Annotated in this window: 21 protein-coding genes; 7 read left to right on the forward strand and 14 right to left on the reverse strand. The window is 71.6% G+C overall.

Features of this window, described 5'->3' with window-relative positions; all coding sequences use genetic code 11:
• Window positions 1-178: 178 nt before the first annotated feature.
• The 3 genes from C5508_RS15065 to C5508_RS15075 are packed head-to-tail and all read right to left on the reverse strand — an operon-like array spanning window position 179 to window position 1,199.
• The gene (locus tag C5508_RS15065) at window positions 179-451 is read right to left on the reverse strand and encodes a DUF4235 domain-containing protein (protein ID WP_104525764.1); all 273 of its coding nucleotides are present in this window, start codon (window positions 449-451) and stop codon (window positions 179-181) included.
• Window positions 448-756, reverse strand: coding sequence for a DUF3618 domain-containing protein (locus C5508_RS15070; RefSeq protein ID WP_104525765.1), 309 nt, complete (start codon window positions 754-756; stop codon window positions 448-450). The genes C5508_RS15065 and C5508_RS15070 overlap by 4 nt, the downstream gene beginning before the upstream one ends.
• Window positions 753-1,199 carry a phage holin family protein gene (locus tag C5508_RS15075; protein WP_104525766.1) on the reverse strand — a complete coding sequence of 149 codons (447 nt, stop codon included), beginning with the start codon at window positions 1,197-1,199 and terminating at the stop codon, window positions 753-755. Before C5508_RS15075 ends, C5508_RS15070 begins: the two co-directional genes overlap by 4 nt.
• Window positions 1,200-1,311: 112 nt before the next feature.
• On the opposite strand from C5508_RS15075, the gene C5508_RS15080 reads away from it, so the two are divergent.
• Complete coding sequence (locus C5508_RS15080) at window positions 1,312-1,521, forward strand: hypothetical protein (RefSeq protein WP_104525767.1); 210 nt, start codon at window positions 1,312-1,314, stop codon at window positions 1,519-1,521.
• A 49-nt stretch (window positions 1,522-1,570) separates the two neighbouring features.
• Here C5508_RS15080 and C5508_RS15085 read toward each other — a convergent pair whose 3' ends face one another.
• Both C5508_RS15085 and C5508_RS15090 read right to left on the reverse strand, forming a co-directional pair.
• A complete protein-coding gene (locus tag C5508_RS15085) occupies window positions 1,571-2,557 on the reverse strand; it encodes an aldo/keto reductase family protein (protein ID WP_104525768.1) in 987 nt (328 codons plus the stop codon).
• A 313-nt stretch (window positions 2,558-2,870) separates the two neighbouring features.
• Window positions 2,871-3,488: a DUF3043 domain-containing protein gene (locus C5508_RS15090; protein WP_104525769.1), complete on the reverse strand. Its 618-nt coding sequence runs from the start codon at window positions 3,486-3,488 to the stop codon at window positions 2,871-2,873.
• Between the two features lie 150 nt (window positions 3,489-3,638).
• On the opposite strand from C5508_RS15090, the gene C5508_RS15095 reads away from it, so the two are divergent.
• Complete coding sequence (locus tag C5508_RS15095) at window positions 3,639-3,986, forward strand: HesB/IscA family protein (RefSeq protein ID WP_104525770.1); 348 nt, start codon at window positions 3,639-3,641, stop codon at window positions 3,984-3,986.
• Between the two features lie 337 nt (window positions 3,987-4,323).
• Here C5508_RS15095 and asnB read toward each other — a convergent pair whose 3' ends face one another.
• From asnB to C5508_RS15110, 3 genes are read right to left on the reverse strand one after another with little or no spacing between them, the layout of a single operon-like run.
• Complete coding sequence (gene asnB, locus C5508_RS15100) at window positions 4,324-6,255, reverse strand: asparagine synthase (glutamine-hydrolyzing) (RefSeq protein ID WP_104525771.1); 1,932 nt, start codon at window positions 6,253-6,255, stop codon at window positions 4,324-4,326.
• Window positions 6,256-6,301: 46 nt separating this feature from the next.
• Window positions 6,302-6,646 (reverse strand): DUF3817 domain-containing protein, encoded by a 345-nt coding sequence (locus C5508_RS15105; protein WP_104525772.1) that lies wholly within the window; start codon window positions 6,644-6,646, stop codon window positions 6,302-6,304.
• Window positions 6,636-7,004, reverse strand: a complete 369-nt coding sequence (locus C5508_RS15110) for a metalloprotease (protein ID WP_104525773.1) — start codon at window positions 7,002-7,004, stop codon at window positions 6,636-6,638. The genes C5508_RS15105 and C5508_RS15110 overlap by 11 nt, the downstream gene beginning before the upstream one ends.
• A 263-nt stretch (window positions 7,005-7,267) precedes the next feature.
• On the opposite strand from C5508_RS15110, the gene ctaC reads away from it, so the two are divergent.
• Window positions 7,268-8,155, forward strand: a complete 888-nt coding sequence (gene ctaC, locus C5508_RS15115) for an aa3-type cytochrome oxidase subunit II (RefSeq protein ID WP_104525774.1) — start codon at window positions 7,268-7,270, stop codon at window positions 8,153-8,155.
• A gap of 45 nt (window positions 8,156-8,200) precedes the next feature.
• Entirely contained in the window at window positions 8,201-8,605 is a 405-nt protein-coding gene (locus C5508_RS15120) for a cytochrome c oxidase subunit 4 (protein WP_104525775.1), read from the forward strand.
• Window positions 8,606-9,393: 788 nt separating this feature from the next.
• Here C5508_RS15120 and qcrB read toward each other — a convergent pair.
• From qcrB to ctaE, 4 genes are read right to left on the reverse strand one after another with little or no spacing between them, the layout of a single operon-like run.
• On the reverse strand, window positions 9,394-11,076 hold the full coding sequence (gene qcrB / locus C5508_RS15125; protein WP_104525776.1) for a cytochrome bc1 complex cytochrome b subunit: 1,683 nt from the start codon (window positions 11,074-11,076) through the stop codon (window positions 9,394-9,396).
• The gene (gene qcrA / locus C5508_RS15130) at window positions 11,076-12,188 is read right to left on the reverse strand and encodes a cytochrome bc1 complex Rieske iron-sulfur subunit (protein ID WP_104525777.1); all 1,113 of its coding nucleotides are present in this window, start codon (window positions 12,186-12,188) and stop codon (window positions 11,076-11,078) included. Before qcrA ends, qcrB begins: the two co-directional genes overlap by 1 nt.
• Window positions 12,185-13,027: a cytochrome bc1 complex diheme cytochrome c subunit gene (gene qcrC, locus C5508_RS15135; RefSeq protein WP_198598107.1), complete on the reverse strand. Its 843-nt coding sequence runs from the start codon at window positions 13,025-13,027 to the stop codon at window positions 12,185-12,187. Before qcrC ends, qcrA begins: the two co-directional genes overlap by 4 nt.
• A 7-nt stretch (window positions 13,028-13,034) precedes the next feature.
• A complete protein-coding gene (gene ctaE, locus C5508_RS15140; RefSeq protein WP_456297901.1) occupies window positions 13,035-13,649 on the reverse strand; it encodes an aa3-type cytochrome oxidase subunit III in 615 nt (204 codons plus the stop codon).
• A 133-nt stretch (window positions 13,650-13,782) separates the two neighbouring features.
• On the opposite strand from ctaE, the gene C5508_RS15145 reads away from it, so the two are divergent.
• Both C5508_RS15145 and trpD read left to right on the forward strand, forming a co-directional pair.
• Entirely contained in the window at window positions 13,783-14,211 is a 429-nt protein-coding gene (locus C5508_RS15145; protein ID WP_104525779.1) for a response regulator, read from the forward strand.
• Window positions 14,208-15,266 (forward strand): anthranilate phosphoribosyltransferase, encoded by a 1,059-nt coding sequence (trpD, locus tag C5508_RS15150; RefSeq protein ID WP_104525780.1) that lies wholly within the window; start codon window positions 14,208-14,210, stop codon window positions 15,264-15,266. The genes C5508_RS15145 and trpD overlap by 4 nt, the downstream gene beginning before the upstream one ends.
• Before the next feature lie 55 nt (window positions 15,267-15,321).
• Here the strand turns inward: trpD and C5508_RS15155 are convergent, their stop codons facing one another.
• Complete coding sequence (locus tag C5508_RS15155; protein WP_104525781.1) at window positions 15,322-15,609, reverse strand: Lrp/AsnC family transcriptional regulator; 288 nt, start codon at window positions 15,607-15,609, stop codon at window positions 15,322-15,324.
• Window positions 15,606-17,387, reverse strand: coding sequence for a DEDD exonuclease domain-containing protein (locus C5508_RS15160; protein ID WP_232797167.1), 1,782 nt, complete (start codon window positions 17,385-17,387; stop codon window positions 15,606-15,608). The genes C5508_RS15155 and C5508_RS15160 overlap by 4 nt, the downstream gene beginning before the upstream one ends.
• Before the next feature lie 184 nt (window positions 17,388-17,571).
• Between C5508_RS15160 and C5508_RS15165 the strand changes: the two genes are divergently transcribed.
• The coding region (locus C5508_RS15165) for a C40 family peptidase (protein ID WP_198598109.1) at window positions 17,572-18,800 on the forward strand (1,229 nt) is incomplete at its 3' end.

The following is an 18,800-nucleotide window of genomic DNA, read 5'->3' on the forward strand; positions in this document are numbered from 1 at the left end:
TGTTATTTTGGTATTTCTATTTTTTATCTGTTTACTTCTTTCTTTTTCGTTTTCTTGTGTCTGTTAGTTCATTTATTTCTTTTTTTTTTAATGATACGACTACCATCTAGATTTAACCTAGCCTGTTCGTCGGCAGCGTCATGATTTTATAAGAGACAGGGGGCGGGGGGTCCTTGTTTCAGTCGCCGGGCCAGCTACCGGTCAGCTTGGTGAACCCACGGGCGCCGGCGCGGTCGATGGCGGCCTTGGTGGCCGCGAAGATCGCGCCCTGGATCGCGGCGGCCAGCACGACCTCGCGCATGCGGTACTCGCTCTGCAGCGCCGAGGGCGCGTCGTCCTCGTTGGCGACCGCCTTCCAGATCTGCTTGAAGGCGATCCCGCTCAGCGATCCGGCCAGGATGCCGCCGATCAGGCCGATGGGCCGGTAGGCGAACTTGGCTCCCTTGCTCAACGCTTCCTCCTCCTCGTGGCGCGCTCAGCGCGCTTCTTCCGCAGCACGACGATCCCGGCGATCACCCCGACGACGGCCAGCAGGCCGGCGATGATGAGCGGCGGGCTCTCGCGGTAGGTCTCCACCGCGGTGTCCTTGGCCCGCAGCGCACTTTCCTTGGTGCGCGCGGGGACGTCCAGCCGGTGGCTCAGCTCGTCGACCGTGCGACCGAGCTGCTCGCGGGTGGCGTCGATGTCGGCCTTGATCGCGTCGACGTCGGTCGGGCCGCCGTCGGATCCGTTCGCGCCCTCCGGGCGGGTGCTCATCGGCTGATCCCTCGCTTCACGGCGGCGATGTCCTCCTGGACGCTGGCGAGGGTCTCGGTGGGCAGCGGCGGTGCCGCCTGCTGCACGTCCTTCTTGCCGACCAGCGCCAGCACACCGGCGATCAGGAAGAGGGCGAGGGCGACGACGATCGCGGCCAGCCACCCCGGCATCACGTTGGCGAGCCCGAGGATCGCGGCGGTCACCAGCGCGCCGAGCCCGAGGACGGCGAGGAGACCGGCGCCGCCGAACAGTCCCGCGCCCAGCCCCAGCCGCTTAGCCTTCTGCGTGACCTCCGCCTGGGCGAGCCGGACCTCGTCGCGCACGAGACGGCTGACCAGGTCCGGGAGGGCGCCGATCAGCTCGCCGGTGGTGGCGGTGGCCGGGTCGGGCGGGGGCGTCGACGCCCGGGTGGCGCCCGTCGCGGGCTGGGAGCTGGCGGTCATCTGTCCTCCGGTAGGCGGGTCGATGCAGTGCCATGCCCGCGCCGACGGGTCGGAAACCGGCGGGACGATCACAGTGCAGGCGTCGGCCACGGCGCCCGGCTAGCCTGCCCCCATGACCTGGCACTGGCGCTTGGAGGACCCGTCCGGCTCGACCCTGGAGCCCGCCGCGGTGGGGGTCGAGGTGCCGGAGTCGGACAACCAGAGCGACGCCGAGTCGTGGCTCGGGGAGAACTGGCGGGAGCTGCTCGACCGCGGTGTCGCGACCGTGACCCTGATCGACGGCGACCGGAAGGTCTACGGCATGGGGCTCGCCGCATCGTGACCCTCAGGTAGAGCCTGAGGGGCACGATGCGGCGCCGGCGGCCCGGGGCTCAGAAGCCCCGGGCCGTCTTGCCCGGGTCGCGTTCCACGACGTCGCCCAGGACCTCGTCGATCCGGGCCAGGACGTCGGCGTCGAGGGTCACGCCCGCGGCCTTCACGTTGTCGTGCACCTGCTCAGGGCGGGTGGCGCCGATGATCGCCGCCGCCACGTTCCGGTTCTGCAGCACCCAGGCCAGTGCCAGCTGAGCCATGGACAGCCCCAGGTCCTCGGCGATCGGGCGCAGCTCCTGCACGCGCCCCAGCAGGTCGTCGCGCATGAACCGCTGCATCGACTGGCCGGCCTCGGTGTGCCCGGCCCGGCTGTCGGCCGGCGGCTGCTCGCCCGGCCGGTACTTGCCGGTCAGGATGCCCTGGGCCAGTGGCGACCACACGATCTGCGAGACGCCCTCCTGCTCCGAGGTCGGGACCACCTCGGACTCGATGACCCGCCAGAGCATCGAGTACTGCGGCTGGTTGCTGATCAGCTGGATGCCCAGGTCGCGGGCGAGGGCGGCGCCGGCGGCGATCTGCTCGGCGTTCCACTCCGAGACGCCGATGTAGAGCGCCTTGCCCTGCCTGACCAGGTCGGCGAAGGCGGTCATCGTCTCCTCGAGCGGCACCGTGGTGTCGTAGCGGTGTGCCTGGTACAGGTCGACGTAGTCGGTGCGCAGCCGCCGCAGCGAGGCGTGCGCGCTCTCGATGATGTGCTTGCGGCCCAGCCCGCGGTCGTTCTGCCCGGGGCCGGTCGGCCAGTAGACCTTGGTGAAGAGCTCGATCGACTCGCGGCGGACGCCCGCGAGCGCCTCGCCGAGCACCGTCTCGGCGCGGGTGCCGGCGTAGACGTCAGCGGTGTCGAAGGTGGTGATCCCGGCGTCCAGGGCGGCGCGGACGCACGCGTTCGCCGCGTCCTCCTCCACCTGCCCGCCGTGGGTGAGCCAGTTGCCGTACGCGATCTCGGAGATGGTCAGGCCGGAGCGGCCGAGTCGTCTGAATTCCACGTGCGGCGACGTTAGGCGTCCTGCGCGGTCCCCGCCCCGGCGGCCCCCGGCGTCGAGCCCCGTGCCGTCGGGCACCAGGCGGCCGCCGTGCCCCGCCGCCCGGGCCGCGAGCAGCGACGCCGGCGGGTCGCGGCGGCCGAGGTGGACCGCGACGACGTCGTTGGTGCCCGCGACGGCGCCGACCGCACGGAGCCGGTGCAGCTGGACGGGGAAGCTGCTTGGCCGAGGTGCCGGTGCCGTGCCCGAGATGGTCGCCGAACGTCTCCACGAGCAGGACGACGTCGAACGTGTGCCGGGGCAGGAGCGTCCTCGGTCAGATCGTGGCGCCGACCCCGACGTCGGGCTTGGGGAAGCGCCACTTGCGGATCATGGTCGAGCGGCTGATGCCGTACCAGATCAGGCCCTTCATGCGGTGGTCGTCGTCGGGGAACCGGGCGGTCACCGCCTGCCGGATCTTCCGGCCCAGCACCACCGAGTCGATGATCAGCACGATGAAGAAGCCGAAGAGCACGAAGCTGGAGTAGGCCTTCACCGCCAGGCTGGGCACGAAGGTGCCGATCAGCGCGACGGCGGCGACGAGGAGGAAGAGGCTGCCGATGTTCCGGCGGCTGTCGACGACGTCGCGCACGAGCTTGCGCACCGGCCCGCGGTCCCGCGCGGGCAGGTAGGAGTCGTCGCCGCGAGCCGCGCCCAGCCGGGTCTCGGTGCGCCGCGCCGCCTGCTGCTCGCGCATCCGCTTGTAGGCCTCCTTGCGCGTGGTGGGCGGCGGCGGAGGCGGGCCCTGGCGCCGGCCCTGGGCCTCGTTGCGCTTGGGCGTCGGCCGCCCCTTGCCGCCGGCCTTGAGCATCTGCTCGGTCAGTTCGGCCGAGTCGCCGGAGGCGGCATCGGGCGTCGGAACGGGGTCGCGGCGGCCGGGCAGGCGGAGCTTCACGGCCGGGAAGTCTACGTGTGTGAGCAATCCAGCCCCGGACGTCGCGCCCGGAGCCGTACAGTGGGTGCACGGGAAGAGGAGCCGTTCCGGCGGCGTTCGTCCGTAGCGGAGTGCGCTCTCGCGGACACCTCGGAGGGAGAGGACAGGAATATGACGGTGCAGGACACTGCGGCCACCGGCGTCGTGCTCAGCGACCCCGCCGCCGCCAAGGTGAAGGCGTTGCTGGACCAGGAGGGTCGCGACGACCTGCGGCTGCGCATCGCCGTCCAGCCCGGCGGTTGCTCCGGCCTGCGGTACCAGCTCTTCTTCGACGAGCGGTACCTCGACGGCGACCAGACCTACGACTTCGGTGGCGTCGAGGTGATCGTCGACCGGATGAGCGGCCCGTACCTGGGTGGCGCCACGATCGACTTCGTCGACAGCATCGAGAAGCAGGGCTTCACGATCGACAACCCCAACGCGCAGGGTTCCTGCGCCTGCGGCGACTCGTTCAACTGATCCCTCCGCCGGCACGCAGCTGGCGCGGACGACGCAGCGCCCGGTTTCCCCTCGGGGAAGCCGGGCGCTGCGTCGTCCGTCGTCCTGATGTGAGGATCCGGACATGGCGAGGTCGACGTATACCTGCGGCGACCAGATCCTGTGGAAGTCGGACGAGCCGGGGTCCGACGAGCGGTCCTGGCTCCGCTGCCCGACATCCCGGAGGACGGGGACCCGTGGAACTGCGGGAGCAGCGCGGCCTCCCGCCGCGCCTGCGGTCGGCCGTGGGTGTCCTGGGAGGTGACGCGCTCGCCGAGTACGTCCCGGCCCACGCCCGCGTCCGGCCGGTCCGTCGTCCCTAGAGCCGGACGGGGTAGACGGTCGCGGGGATCTCGGGGCGGATCCGGCCCTCGACGAAGATGCCGTGCCAGATCATGAACACCAGCAGGGTCCAGAGCTTGCGCGAGTAGTCCACAGGTGAGCCGGACCGCTGGTTGTCCCGGTGGGCCGCGAGCATCGCCAGCACCTGGGACCTGTCCAGCCACTGGTCGGTGTCGCTGTCCTCGATGACCTGCCGCGCCCAGTCGTGCAGGTCCTCGGCCAGCCAGTGCCGGGTGGGCACCGGGAAACCGAGCTTGCGCCGGTTCAGCACGTGCGCGGGCACGATCTGCTCCAGCGCCCGGCGCAGGGCGTACTTCGTCGTCTCCTTGGTCACCCGCTGGTCGACCGGAATGGTGGATGCCACCCGGAAGACCTCGGGGTCGAGGAACGGCACCCGCAGCTCCAGCGAGTTCGCCATGGTCATCTTGTCGGCCTTGACCAGGATGTCGCCGCGCAGCCAGGTGAACAGGTCCACGTACTGCATGGCCGTGACGTCGTCGTAGCCGGCCGCGCGGGTGCGCTCGTACAGCTCCCGGGTCACCGTCACGTGCGAGAGGTCGGGGTCGCGGCTGCGCAGGAAACCGAGCTCGTCGTCGCGGAAGAGCCGGGCGTTGCCGTAGTACCGCTGCTCCAGCGGGATCGAGCCGCGCCGCAGCAGGTCCTTGCCGCGCATGCCGTCGGGCAGCTTCGTGGACAGCGCCCCGAGCGCCCGGAGAATGCCGCGGGGGAGCTTCTCGAAGGCCGCCAGGGACAGCGGCTCGCGGTAGATGTTGTAGCCGCCGAACAGCTCGTCGGCGCCCTCCCCGGAGAGCACGACCTTCACGTGCTTCCGGGCCTCGCGGGCGATGAAGTACAGCGGCACGAGCGCGGGGTCGGCGACCGGGTCGTCGAGGTACCAGACGACCAGCGGGATGGACTCGGCGAACTCCTGCGGCGTCACCACCTTGGTGATGTGCTCGACGCCGATGGCGGCCGCGGACTCGGCGGCGACGTCGATCTCGGAGAAGCCCTGGCGCTCGAAGCCGGTGGTGAAGGTCAGCAGCTCGGGGTTGTAGCGCTTGGCCAGGGCGGCGATGGCCGTGGAGTCGATGCCGCCGGAGAGGAACGACCCGACGGTCACATCGGCCCGCATGTGCATGCGCACGGAGTCGTCGAGCACGTCGGCGATGCGGTCGTAGAGCGCCTGCTGCTCGTCCTTCGCGACCGGGCGGATCGGGAAGGTCGGGTGGAAGTAGCGCCTGGTGGTCAGTTCGCCGTCGACGACGGTGAAGCTGGTGCCGCTCTCGATGCGGCGGATCCCCCGGTGCAGCGTGGCGGGCTCCGGGACGTACTGCAGGGTCAGGTAGTGCTGCAGCGAGGCGGCGTCCACCCCGCCCGCCGCGTCGCTGCCGCCGAGCAGTTCCAGGACGGCCTTCTTCTCGGAGCTGAAGACCAGACCGCCGTCGGCCAGCCGCGCGGTGAACAGCGGCTTGATGCCGAACGGGTCGCGGGCTCCGAAGACCGTCTTCTCCTGGGTGTCCCAGATCAGGAAGGCGAACATCCCGCGCAGTTTCGGGACGACGTCCTCGCCCCACAGGTGGTAGCCGGCGACGATCGCCTCGGTGTCGCCCTCGGTGGCGAACGTGGCGCCCGCGGCCGTGAGCTCCTCACGCAGCTCCAGGTAGTTGTAGATCTCGCCGTTGAAGACGATCCGGTACCGGCCGTCGGCGTAGGGCATCGGCTGGTGGCTGTGCTCGATGTCGATGAAGGACAGCCGGTTGAACCCGAACACCGCCCGGGTGTCCCACCAGGCCTCGTTCTCGTCGGGACCGCGGTGGCGGACGCAGTTCTGCGCGGCCCGCACCGCGTCGACCGTTCCGTCGTCGACGCGGTCGGCGTCGGTGGAGAAGTAGGCGATCAGGCCACACATGAGGCGCGGTACTCCGGGATCGTGAGGGGGCGGGGGACCGCGACGGTCAGACGCGCTCGCCGGCGCGGGTCTTCCGGGTGGCCCGTCGCTCGGCCCAGAAGGAGAGGAAGGGGACCGTCCCGGCGAGGACGGTGACCAGGAAGCCCTTGAGGGTCCACCGGGCCCGCAGGGCGAGGTCCACCGTGGCCAGGAAGAACAAGCCGTAGAGCCAGCCGTGCGCGGTACCCAGCACCGTGGAGGGCTCGGGGATGTCCGCCAGGTGGTTCAGCGGCACGGCCACGAAGATCAGCGCGATGAGGAGCACCCCGACGACGTTGGCCATGACGCGGTAGCGGGTCAGTGCCGGGGGGACGTCGCGGCCGGCGGCGCGCGTCGGCTGCTCAACGGCCATTGCTGCTGCTCCTCTGTCCCAGCGCCCGCTCGTTGAGCTCGGCGAGGTAGGCGTTGTACGCGGCCAGCTCGGGGTCGCCCGAGGTGTCGATGCGGGGACGCTGGTAGAGCACGACGGCGTTGCTCGGGGAGTCGGCGTCGGGGTCACGGCGGAGCTCGTCGCGCACCATCCGGACGTAGAACCACAGGCCCATGAAGCCGTAGAGCGGCCACTGCAGCGCGTAGCTCCAGTTCACCGCACCGCCGCCGTCCTCGGCCTTGGTGAGCTGCCAGTGCCCGAGGAAGAACGTCGCGACGAACAGGGCGACCACGAGCAGGTGCAGCAGCACCCATCTCGGGGTCAGGAGCCGGGTGTACACGCACCCGACTCTAACCGCCGTGCCCGCGGCGCCCACCCGGCTCGCGGGCCGGCACCGGGGGATGCGGGGGCGCCCGCCGGAGTCGGGCCGGTACCGGGGAGCCGCGACCCGCCGCAGCCGTCTCCGGTGGTCAGCCCCTGAGGCGGGTCGGCTAGTCTCGGCCCACACTGTGATCGGCGTGGACGCACTCCGCCGAAGACCGGTGGAGGACCCGCTGGAACGACCGCCCGGGAACCGGGCGGAGGACGAGGAGGCAGCGAGCAGTGGCTCGAGGCAGCAGGCTCGCGCGGCTGGCCGCGCTCGGTCTCCTGGGGGTGCTCACCCTCACCGGATGCGAGATGCCGAACAATGAGTTCTGGCGCTTCGGATGGCCCGAAGGGATCACCGAAGAGGCCACCGCCATGCGTGAGCTGTGGACGGGGTCGGTCATCGCCGCCCTGATCGTCGGCATCATCGTCTGGGCCCTGATCGGCTACTCGGTCGTCCGTCACCGGAAGCGGGGTGACGAGCTGCCGCGGCAGACGGCGTACAACCTGCCGCTGGAGATCGTGCTCACGGTCATCCCGTTCCTGATCATCGCCGGGCTGTTCTTCTTCACCGTGGTGACGCAGAACAAGGTGATGGACCGCAGCGCGGACCCGGACGAGACCATCCAGGTCAACGCATTCAAGTGGAACTGGCAGTTCGTCTACCCGGAGACCGAGGGGCAGGACGGCGAGCCGGTCGACACCGTCGGCACCAGCACCGACATCCCGATCCTGGTGGTGCCCACCGATCGCTCCATCCGGTTCCAGGTGGCTTCCGCCGACGTCATCCACTCGTTCTGGGTCCCCGAGTTCCTCTTCAAGCTCGACGTGATCCCCGGCAACGAGAACGGCCGCGACAACGTCTTCGAGGTCACCGTCCAGGAGGAGGGTGCCTACGTCGGCCGCTGCGCCGAGCTGTGCGGCACCTACCACGCGTACATGAACTTCGAGGTGCGCGCGGTCTCCGGCGATGACTACGACGCCTACCTGGCCGCTCGTGAGTCCGGGCTGGAGACCTACGAGGCCCTGGAGTCGATCGGTCAGCCCGGCGACGCCGGCACGACGACGCCGCTGGACCTGGCTCAGAACAAGAACGCAGACCAGCAGCAGTCCGCTGGTGACTGACGCTCCCGCTCCCCGCACGGGAACCACGCTCGAGGAGGCACGACCGTGAAGGTCGAGGCGCTGATCTTCAACCTCATCACGCTGTTCTGCATCGTGGCCGCGATCGTCTACGGCCTGTGGTCCCGCGAGCCCATCGGCACGACGGCGCTCGCGCTGTCCGGGGGCCTGACCGGCCTGATCGGTGGCTTCTTCTGGTTCATCTCGCGTCGCATCGACGCGCGACCGGAGGACCGCAAGGACGCCGACATCGCCGACGGTGCGGGCGAGCTGGGCTTCTTCCCGCCGGCGAGCTACTGGCCGTTCGCCCTGGCGCTGTCCGCCGGCCTGATGGGTCTGGCGCTGGCCTTCTTCTACATGTGGCTGATCCTGATCGCGGGCGTGGCGCTGCTGATCACCGTCGGCGGCCTGCTCTTCGAGTTCTACACGGGGCAGAACGCCCAGCAGAGCTGATCCGAACAAGCCTGACGAGGGCCTCTTCCACCGACGGTGGGAGGGGCCCTCGTCGTTCGCCCCCCTGGCACCGCGCCGGACGGCAGCGAGACAGCCTGGCCTGCCCGCCGGAACGGGCACCGGTGCGGCAGCAGCCGTCTGGGGCGGCCCGCGTCCCATCACGGGGCCGAGGCGGGCGTCAGCGGCTGCGCGCGGTGCAGTGGCGTCGGGGAGAACTGGCCAACGGTCCCGCACCGCAGCGGGTCATCGCGCCGGAGCGCATTCAGCGCGCGCCCGGCCGGACGTCGTGTGGAGCGGAGCCGCCGCGCGTCGAGCGTGGCCGACGTGCGGCTGCGCCTGGCCCTGGCGCGCACCGGTGCACCCGGAGGCGGTACCGCGGGCATGTCGGGCCGCGCGCCGCAGCAGTAGGGCGGCCACCGGGATGTGGGGCTCACTGAGCCCTCTGGCCGGTGCTCCGCCGACAGCAGCGCAGCCGCGGGACCGTCGGGGCGTGGGGGAGCGGAGGAGCGCGCCGATCGGGCCCGACCCCGCTGCAGCGGGTGCGAGCCGGCGGACGGCGCTGTGCCACGTCCGCGGCGCGGAACCGGCGTCGAGCCCGCCAGCTCGCGGAGGTGTGCACCGGCGCTGAGAGAGGCCGGTAACTCCTCCGGTCCCGGATGGCGGGGGTAGCCGCGGGCGGGGGTGGCCCGGTCCGGTGGTCCGGCTCGGTCGCCGTCCCGTTGGGCGGAGGCGCCGAATGCAGCAGGGCCCCGGTGGAATCCACCGGGGCCCTGCTGTCCAGCAGTCGATCAGTCGCGCGTGTCCTGCGGGCGGCCGCCGTCGGAGGGACGGCCCCCGTCGGACGGGCGACCGGAGCTGGTGAGCTCCCGTGCGGCCTCACCGGCTGCCAGGCCGCGGCCCTCACCCTGCTGCTCGAGCTCCACCGCGGACGGCTGCTCGATCGGCGTGAAGAAGCCCCGGATGGCGCGGCGTGCGCCACCGACCTGGTTCATCCGCTTCGGCACCGGAGCGCCGCCGTAGGCGAGCTGACCGTGGCCGTGCTCGTCGACCGGGCCGAGCGGCTGGTGCACCTCGATGAACTCACCGTGCGGCAGACGCCGGATGACACCCGTCTCGATGCCGTGCTCCAGCACCTCGCGGTCGTGCTGCTGCAGACCGAGGCAGATGCGGTACGTGATCATGTACGCGATGGCCGGGAACACGATGACGCCGATGCGTCCGAACCAGGTCATGGCGTTCAAGCTGATGGTGAACTTGTCGGCGATGACGTCGTTCGAACCCGAGATCACGAGCACCAGGTAGAAGGTCAGCGCCATCACCCCGAGCGAGGTCCGGACGGGGACGTCCCGGGGCCGCTGCAGCAGGTGGTGCGCCGCGGTGTCCCCCGTCAACTTTCGCTCGATCATGGGGTAGAGAGCCAGCACCGTGAACATCGCGCCGGCCACCACGACCGTCGGCCAGAACAGCGCCGGGATGGTGTAGTCACCGGGCAGGTTGATGTCCCAGGCGGGGAAGATACGGGTCGAGCCGTCGAGGAACAGGATGTACCAGTCGGGCTGGGACGCGGCCGACACCTGGGCGGGGTTGTACGGGCCCCACAGCCATACCGGGTTGATCTGGACGAGACCCGCGAGGGCCGCGCAGACCCCGAACACGACGAGCAGCAGCCCGGTGGCCTTGCCGGCGAAGGTCGGGAAGAGCCGGTTGCCGACCACGTTGTGCTCGGTTCGCCCGGGACCAGGGAACTGTGTGTGCTTCTGCTTCACCAGGATGAGCAGGTGCACCGCGATCAGGGCGAGCAGGATCGCCGGGAAGATCAGCACGTGGGCGATGTAGAACCGCCCGATGATCTCCTCACCGACGAAGTCACCGTTGAAGATCGCGAAGTGCACCCACGTCCCGATGACGGGGATGGACAGCAGGATCGCGCTGATGATGCGGAGGCCGGTACCCGAGAGCAGGTCGTCGGGGAGGGTGTAGCCCGTGACGCCCATGAGCAGCGACAGCACGAGCATGACCACGCCGATGAGCCAGTTGCTCTCCCGTGGCCGGCGGAAGGCGCCGGTGAAGAAGATGCGCAGCAGGTGCACCACGATCGCGGCCACGAACAGCAGCGCCGCCCAGTGGTGCATCTGGCGCATGAAGAGGCCGCCGCGCACGTCGAACGACAGGTCGAGGGCGGAGGCGTAGGCCGCGGACATGTCGGTGCCGCGCAGCGGGTCGTACTCGCCGTCGTAGACGACCTCGGTCATGGTGGCGTCGAAGAAGAAGGTCAGGTACGTGCCCGAGAGCAGCAGGAGGATGAAGCAGTAGAGCGCGATCTCGCCCAGCAGGAACGACCAGTGGTCCGGGAAGACCTTGTTGAGCGTGCGGCGCACCGGGCCCGCGACGATCAGCCGGTCGTCGAACTCGGTCGCGGCCTTGCCCAGCCGGGAGGTCGGCGCGCCCGGCGCCGTGGCGGTGGCTGCCATCAGATGCGCTCCCGGTTCCAGTACGTGGGTCCTACGGCTTCAATGTAGTCACTTCGGGCGACGAAGTAGCCCTCGTCGTCGACCGTGATCGGCAGCTGCGGCAGCGACCGGGTGGCCGGGCCGAAGACCGGCTTCGCGCCCTGGGTCACGTCGAACTGCGACTGGTGGCAGGGGCAGAGGATCCGGCTGGTCTCCTGCTCGTACAGCGACACCGGGCAACCGGCGTGGGTGCAGATCTTGGAGTAGGCGACGTAGTCGCCGTAGCCGAAGTCCGCCTGTCCCTCGCGGGGCCGGTCGGAGGTGACCTGCTCCGGGCGGAGCCGGATGAGCATGGTCGCGGCGTCGGACTGCCGGTTCCCGCCCGGAACGGCCGGGAAGACCGTCTCCAGCGAGCCCGGCTGCTGGTCGCCGGGGCGGATGGGGCTGCCGTCGTCGCGGACGAGTCGCACTCCCTCGGCCCAGTTGGTGCGGCCGAGGGGGTTGCCCTTGTTCGGGTTCTTGATCATGCCGCCGAGCGGGGCGATGAGCATGAGCCCGAAGGCGGCGCCCATGAAGCCGAGCGAGCGGGTGAGCAGCTTGCGGCGGGCGAGGCCGCTGTTGTGCAGACCGCCGACGAGCGTGGCGCCCGTGGTGACGCGGTCGAAGTGCGAGCCGTCGTGCTTGTCCTGCACCGCGGTCTCGTGCGGCAGGAGCTTCTTCGTGTAGAGCACCAGGCCCACGCCGGCGAGGGTGAACGCCAGCCCCATGAACAGGCCCAGTAGCGGGGTGAAGAGGGCGCTCCAGGTGGTGCCTTCCTCCGCCCAGGCCCACTCGGGCAGGAACCAGCCGGAGCCGGCATACACGACCAGGAAGAGGAGTGCGGAGATTCCGGCACCGGCGAAGGTCCAGCCGACCTGGCGGACGGCGCGCTTCTCGAGGCGGGAGCCCGGCTCCGGGCCCGGGTCGACGTGGAGGATCTCCACGCCGTCGTACCGGGCGCCCAGGATGTCCAGCTCCTCGCGGCTCATAGCCGCGAGCTGCTCCGGGGTGTAGTCCTCGTCCGGGCCGCCGTGCAGCGGTCCCGGGGTGTCCGAGCCGCCGGCCGAACCGGGGCGGGTTTCGTGCGTGTTCACGCCTTGCTCCCCATCCAGAAGATTCCGAACATCAGCGCGGTCACGCCGACCACCCAGATGACCAGGCCCTCGGCGACCGGGCCCATGCGGCCCACACCGGCGCCGCCCGGGTCCGCCTGGAACTTCACGGTTTGGACGTAATTGATGATCGAGCGCTTCTCCTCGGGGGTCAGCTGGTTGTCCCCGAAGACCGGCATGTTCTCCGGTCCGGTGAGCATCGCCGTGTAGATCTCGAGATCGGTCGCGTCCTCGAGACTGGGGGCGTACTTGCCCGAGGAGAGCGCGCCGCCCTCGCCGACGAAGTTGTGGCACGAGGCGCAGTTGAGCCGGAACAGCTCGCCGCCCTCGGCCAGGTCGCCGTCCTGCAGGTTGCCGGAGGGCAGCGTGGGGCCGCCACCGTTCGCCTGGACGTAGGCCATCAGCTGGTCGATCTCCTCGTCGGAGAACACGGCCGGCTTGTCGGGAGCCTGCTCCTGCTGGCGCACGAGCGGCATGCGGCCGGTGTGCACCTGGAAGTAGACGGATGCCTCGCCGACGCCGATGAGCGACGGGCCGCGGTTCGCCTCGCCCTCGAGGTTCTCGCCGTGGCAGGTGATGCAGCTGCGCTCGTACAGCTCGCGGCCCGCTGCCTCGGCGGCGGACTCGGAGGTGGTGTCGTCGGCGGCCTGGGCCGGCGCGAACACCGAGTAGAGGGAGCCGGTCAGCACCAGCGAGGCCATGAGGCCGGCCACGTTGGCGATGCGGCGGCGCTGCTTGGACCGGCGGCGGACGCGGGCCCGGTCGGCCGGGCGGCCCGCGGCGTCGGTCGGGGCGTCGGAGTGCGGGTTCGTGGTGGACACCGGTTCCCTAGCGGATCAGGTAGATCGTGGCGAAGAGCCCGACCCACACGACGTCGACGAAGTGCCAGTAGTAGGAGACCACGATCGCGGAGGTCGCCTGTGCCGGCGTGAAACGGCCCATCGTGGATCTGATGAGCACGTAGACGAAGGCGATGAGCCCGCCGATGACGTGGAGGGCGTGGAAACCCGTTGTCAGGTAGAAGACGGAGCCGTAGGTCGACGACGAGATCGTCGTGCCGTGCTCCGTCACCAGGACGCGGTACTCGTTCGCCTGCGCGAGCACGAAGACCAGGCCCATCGCGAAGGTGATGGTGAACCAGCGCCGGAGCCCGTAGACGTTGCCCTGCTCAGCGGCGAAGACGCCGAACTGGCAGGTGAACGACGACGCCACGAGGATGACCGTGAAGACCGTGGCGTACGGCAGGTTCAGCTCGGTCGGCTCCGGTGGCCACCCATCGGTGGCCCGGGCTCGCGCGGTGAAGTACATGGCGAACAGGCCGGCGAAGAACATCAGCTCGCTGGCGAGCCAGATGATCGTGCCGACGCTGACCATGTTCGGTCGGGTCAGGGAGTGCACCCGCGAGGTGTCGAAGGTGCTGCTCGCCACGGGGGCCGTTGTCACGAGGCTCATCATGGCATCGGCAGGCCCCGGTCACGACCGCGGGTGGCGACGGCGTGGCGTCGATGTGACCAGCTCGATACCGACTCGCAGGTGTTGGCCTGCGGGAAGGCGCCTGGGCACTAGGCTCGGCCGGGTGAGTGCCGCAGAGAACCCCGCCGCACCGGCGACCGTGCTGCTCTACAGCCACCGTCCCGAGGTGCGGGAGGCCGTCCGCACCGCGGTCGGCCGACGTCCCGCCGGCGACGTCGGTCCGCTCACCTGGGTGGAGTGCTCGACGGCGGCCGAGGTCGTGTCCGCCGTCGACGCGGGAGGCATCGACCTCTGCGTCCTCGACGGCGAGGCGCAGCCGACCGGCGGGATCGCGCTCACGCGCCAGCTGGAGGTCGAGGTGGCCGACCGGCCGGCCGTCTGCCTGCTGATCGCGCGGCAGCCCGACCGGTGGCTGGCGCACTGGTCGCGCGCGGAGGCGACGCTGTCGCTGCCGGTGGACCCGCTCGTGGCGCCCGGCGTGGTCGCGGACCTGCTGCGCAGCTCCACCCGGCGTCCGGCCGTGCGCCCGTGACGCGAGCGTCCGCTGCGCCTTCCGCTTCCCACACCTGGCCCGGCCTGCTCAACCGGCTGCTGGCGGGGCAGGACCTGACCGCCGAGGACACCCGTTGGGCGATGCGGGAGGTGATGACCGGCGAGGCGACGCCCGCGCAGGTGGCGGCCCTCACCGTCGCGCTGCGCGCGAAGGGCGAGGCTCCCGAGGAGGTGGCCGGGCTGGCCGCCGAGATGCTGGCGCAGGCGACGCACGTGCAGCTGCCGGTGGACTGCGTCGACATCGTCGGTACCGGCGGCGACGGCGCCCACACCGTGAACATCTCCACGATGGCTGCGGTGGTGACGGCCGCGGCCGGCGCGCCGGTGGCCAAGCACGGCAACCGCGCCGCGTCGTCGTCCTCCGGGGCGGCCGACGTGCTGGAGGCGCTGGGCGTGGTCATCGACCTGCCGGCGCCGGCCGTGGCGCGGTGCGTGCGGGACGCGGGGATCGGCTTCTTCTTCGCGCCGGTCTTCCACCCCGGCATGCGCTTCGCCGCCGCGCCGCGCCGCGAGATGGGCATCGGCACCGTCTTCAACTTCCTCGGGCCGCTGACCAACCCGGCGCGCCCGGTTGCCGCGGCGGTCGGCTGCGCCGATGCGCGCATGGCCCCGGTCCTCGCCGAGGTCCTGGCGGCGCGCGGGACCCGCGCCCTGGTCTTCCGCGGCGACGACGGGCTCGACGAGCTGACGACGGCCACGACCTCGGCGGTCTGGGTGGTACGGGACGGGCGCGTGGTCGCCGACCGGGTCGACCCGTCCGCGCTCGGCATCGAGACGCCCGCGCCCGACGCGCTGCGCGGCGGTGACGCACGGGCCAACGCCGACGTGTTCCGGCGGGTCGTGGACGGCGAGCGCGGCCCGGTCCGCGACGCCGTGCTGCTGAACGCGGCCGCGGCGCTGGCCGCCTTCGACGAGCGCGACGTGCGACTGCACGACGGGCTGGCGGCTGGGATCCAGCGGGCCGCGGCGGCGGTCGACGACGGGCGCGCGGCGGCGCTGCTCGACCGGTGGATCGAGGTCAGCCAGGCCGTGTAAGGACCCCGTCCTCCTCACCGCTCGCAGGCTCGCGGCGAGCCTCTGGACGGGGCCGTCAGTCGGTGGACTCGAAGCCGATCGAGAACGCGGCCTCGAGGTCGTGCTTGGAGTAGGCCCGGAAGGCGATGTGGGTCTCGGTCTCCAGCACGCCGGGCACCTTGTTGATGCGGCCGGCGATGACCTCGGCGATCTGGTCGAACTCGCGCACCCGGACGACCGCGATCAGGTCGACCTCCCCGGCGGTGGAGTAGACCTCGCTGACGCCGTCGAGGTCGGCGATCGCGCCCGCCACCTCGGGGATCGAGTCCGTGGCGGCGTCGATCATGACGATGGCGGTGATCACGCCGGGGATGCTATCCGCTCCGGCCGTGCACGGGTCCCCAGCGACCGGCCGTCGGCGAACGGGTCCCGCTCGGCGCGGCCGGCCTCGACCTGGCCCAGGAAGCCGCTGTAGGCGCCGGTGCCTGGCGCGGGGCTGGCGAGGGTCCCGGTGAGCTGCACGAGGCGGGTGCCCGGCTTCTCCAGCCAGCGCAGCACGAGCTCTGTCTCGTCGACCGACGTCGTCGGTGCGACGTCGATCCCCGGCAGCGTCTCGGCCGTCGCCAGCAGGCCCGGCAGGACCCTTCGCACGGTCGACCCGCTCGGCGCGGTGCCGGCCGCGACCAGCCGGCCGTACCGGACCACCGAGAGCTCCCAGCCACCGGTGCCGTCCGGGCGGGCCAGCACCAGCTCGGGCACCGCGGCCAGGGACTCCAGGCGCTGACGGCGGCGGACGGCGCGCACCAGCACCGCGATGCGGTCGCGCAGCACGGCGGCGTCCTCGTACCGCTCCTCGGCGGCCAGGCGATCGACCCGGTCCAGGAGCGGCGCCATCAGCGGCCGCGGGTCGGAGTGGACGGCCGCGGCGAAGACGGCGGCGATGTCGGCGTACTCGACGACCGACTGCGCGCCCGTGCACGGTGCGCCGCACCGCCCCATGCCGGCGAGCACGCACGCGCTCACAGGGGTGCGCGGGGAGAGCCGGGCGGTGCACTGGCGCAGCGGGAGCACCTCGTGGACGGCGGCGACGGCGGCGTCCGCGGCCCGGCGGTCGGGGAAGGGGCCGAGGAAGACCCCGGCGTCGGGCCGGACGCGCCGCACGACGGAGAGGCGGGGAAAGGGCTCCTCGGTGAGCCGCACCCACAGCGCCCGCTCGGGGAAGCGGGAGCGCCGGTTGTACCGGGGCTTGTGCTCGGCGATCAGCCGGAGCTCGCGGACGGCGGCCTCCAGGGCGTGGGCGCAGGAGATCGTGTCGATCCGGTGCGCCAGCCGCACCATCTCGGTGATCCGGCTGCGCTGCTCGCTGGAGGAGAAGTAGCTGCGCACCCTGCTGCGCAGGTCGGTGGACGTGCCGACGTAGAGCGGCTCGTCGCGCGGCCCGCGGAAGAGGTAGACGCCGGGCCCGTGCGGGACGCCGTCGGCCAGATGCCGCTTCCGGCGCCGCTCGGGATCGATCTGCCGGGTCAGCCCGGTGAGCTCCTCGAGCGTGGTGACGCCGAGCGGACCCAGCCGCTCGAACAGTCCGTGCAGGACGTCGACGGTGGCCCGGGCGTCGTCCAGCGCGCGGTGGGTGGGCGAGGTGGCGGCCGAGAAGTAGGGCGCCAGGGTGCCCAGCTTGCAGTTGGGCACCTCGTCGCGGCTCAGCAGCCGCCGCGCCAGCACCGCGGTGTCGACCGAGGCCGCCCCCGGCCACGGGATGCCGCTCTCCGCGCAGGCCGCCTTGAGGAACCCCAGGTCGAACGGGGCGTTGTGGGCCACCAGCACCGCGCCGCGCGCGAACTCCAGGAAGCCGGGCAGGACGGCGTCGATCCGCGGCGCGGTCGCGACCATCATCGAGGTGATCCCGGTGAGCACGCTGATGTAGGGCGGGATCTCGTGGCCGGGGTCGACCAGCGTCTGGAACTCCCCGAGCACCTGTCCGCCGCGCACCTTCACCGCCCCGATCTCGGTGATCGCGCTGTCCTTGGGGGACCCGCCGGTGGTCTCCAGGTCGACCACGACGAACGTCACCTGGGACAGGTGCGTACCGAGGTCGGCGATCGAGACCTGCTGGTAGCCGGGAGCGGAGAGGGTGGGTGGCACGCGGCGGACGCTAGGTCGGGGTGCTGACAGTCCGGGGGACGCGCGCCGGGCGCCGCATCCCTCGTCCAGGGGGTCCGGCCGGTGCGCGCGGGCCTCCACCTGGCACTCGGGGCGTGAGCGGGTCAACATTCCTGCTGGTGACGGTCGCGCAGGGGGCGGTCGTCCGACAGGTGGAGGTGGTCCGATGCCCGCGCGCTCCTGGTCGCGCCCCTCCGCCCCGCACGTGCACCGGGTCCTGCTGGCCGCGACGGCCGCGCTCGCGGTCGCGCTGGCCGCCGCGCCGGGTTCGGCCTCGGCCGCGCCGAGCGACCAGCCCGGGGGCACCTCCGGCGTGCTCGACAGCCGCGACCTCGACCGGCTGCAGAAGCGGGCGGCGGAGGTCCAGGACGGCCTGCGCGCCCAGCAGGACGACGTCGTGGCCGCGCGCGAGGAGCTCGCGGAGGCGCAGCGGGCGGTCGAGGAGGCCCGTGCGGTCCTGGCCGCCAAGCAGGGCGAGCTCTCGGTCCACCAGCAGGCGGTCGCCGGGTACGCCGCTGCCGTCTACCGGGACGGGGGAGGGCTCACGCGGCTCACCCTGCTGCTCGACAGCGGCGACCCCGGCGACGTCCTCTCGGCCATGGGCTTCCTGGACGCCGTCGACTCGCACGCCGCCGAGGTCATCGCGGTGGCCGAGACCCACCGCCGGGCGGCGCTGGACGAGCAGCAGCGGGCCCAGGCGGTGCTGGACCGGGCCGCGGCGCGGGCCGACGAGGTGAGCGCCCGCGTCGCCGAGCTGGAGGCGGCGGCCGCCGCCGTGACCGCGGAGCTGGACGAGGCGCTGGACGTCGTCGACGGGCAGCTGTCGCGGCTGCAGCAGGAGCAGGTCGACGTGAACGAGCGGACGGCGGCCAACTGGCGGGCCTACGTCGACCAGCTCGAGGCGGCCGGTCTCGCGGCGACCCCGGCCGCCGAGCTGCGGACGCCCGAGCGGGGCCTGCCCGGCGGGCTGGTGCCGGTGGCCTCGGCTGACGGTGGCGCGCAGGCGGGCGCGGCGCAGCGCCCCGGTCAGCCGAGCTCGGTCCTCGTGCTGCCCGGAGAGACGCTGACCGCGGTGAGCGCGGCGATGGACGCCCTCGGGAAGCCCTACGCCCCGGGGACGGCCGGTCCCGACTCGTGGGACTGCGGCTCGCTCGTGCAGTCGGTGTACGGGCGGGCGGGGATTTCGGTGCCGGGCACGCAGGAGGAGCTGTTCGCCACGACGACGCCGGTGGCGGCGGCCGACGTGCTGCCCGGCGACCTCGTGTTCCTGGGCAACGCGGAGGCCGGGCTCGGGCATGTCGGCATCGCGCTGGACCCCGTGTCTTATACATATATGACGCTGCAGACGGAAAGAAAAGAGGAAATAACGGTGAAGACCTTTAGCACAAAAAATAA

This window comes from Blastococcus atacamensis, assembly GCF_002938425.1.
GTDB classification, from domain to species: Bacteria; Actinomycetota; Actinomycetes; order Mycobacteriales; family Geodermatophilaceae; genus Blastococcus; species Blastococcus atacamensis.

Excerpts from the sequence above, each read along its gene's own strand:
- C5508_RS15070 (WP_104525765.1), bottom strand. The coding sequence starts at position 756 with ATGAGCACCCGCCCGGAGGGCGCGAACGGATCCGACGGCGGCCCGACC.
- C5508_RS15105 (WP_104525772.1), bottom strand. The coding sequence starts at position 6,646 with ATGGCCGTTGAGCAGCCGACGCGCGCCGCCGGCCGCGACGTCCCCCCG.
- qcrB (WP_104525776.1), bottom strand. The coding sequence starts at position 11,076 with ATGGCAGCCACCGCCACGGCGCCGGGCGCGCCGACCTCCCGGCTGGGC.
- asnB (WP_104525771.1), bottom strand. The coding sequence starts at position 6,255 with ATGTGTGGCCTGATCGCCTACTTCTCCACCGACGCCGACCGCGTCGAC.
- C5508_RS15075 (WP_104525766.1), bottom strand. The coding sequence starts at position 1,199 with ATGACCGCCAGCTCCCAGCCCGCGACGGGCGCCACCCGGGCGTCGACG.
- C5508_RS15080 (WP_104525767.1), top strand. The coding sequence starts at position 1,312 with ATGACCTGGCACTGGCGCTTGGAGGACCCGTCCGGCTCGACCCTGGAG.
- C5508_RS15095 (WP_104525770.1), top strand. The coding sequence starts at position 3,639 with ATGACGGTGCAGGACACTGCGGCCACCGGCGTCGTGCTCAGCGACCCC.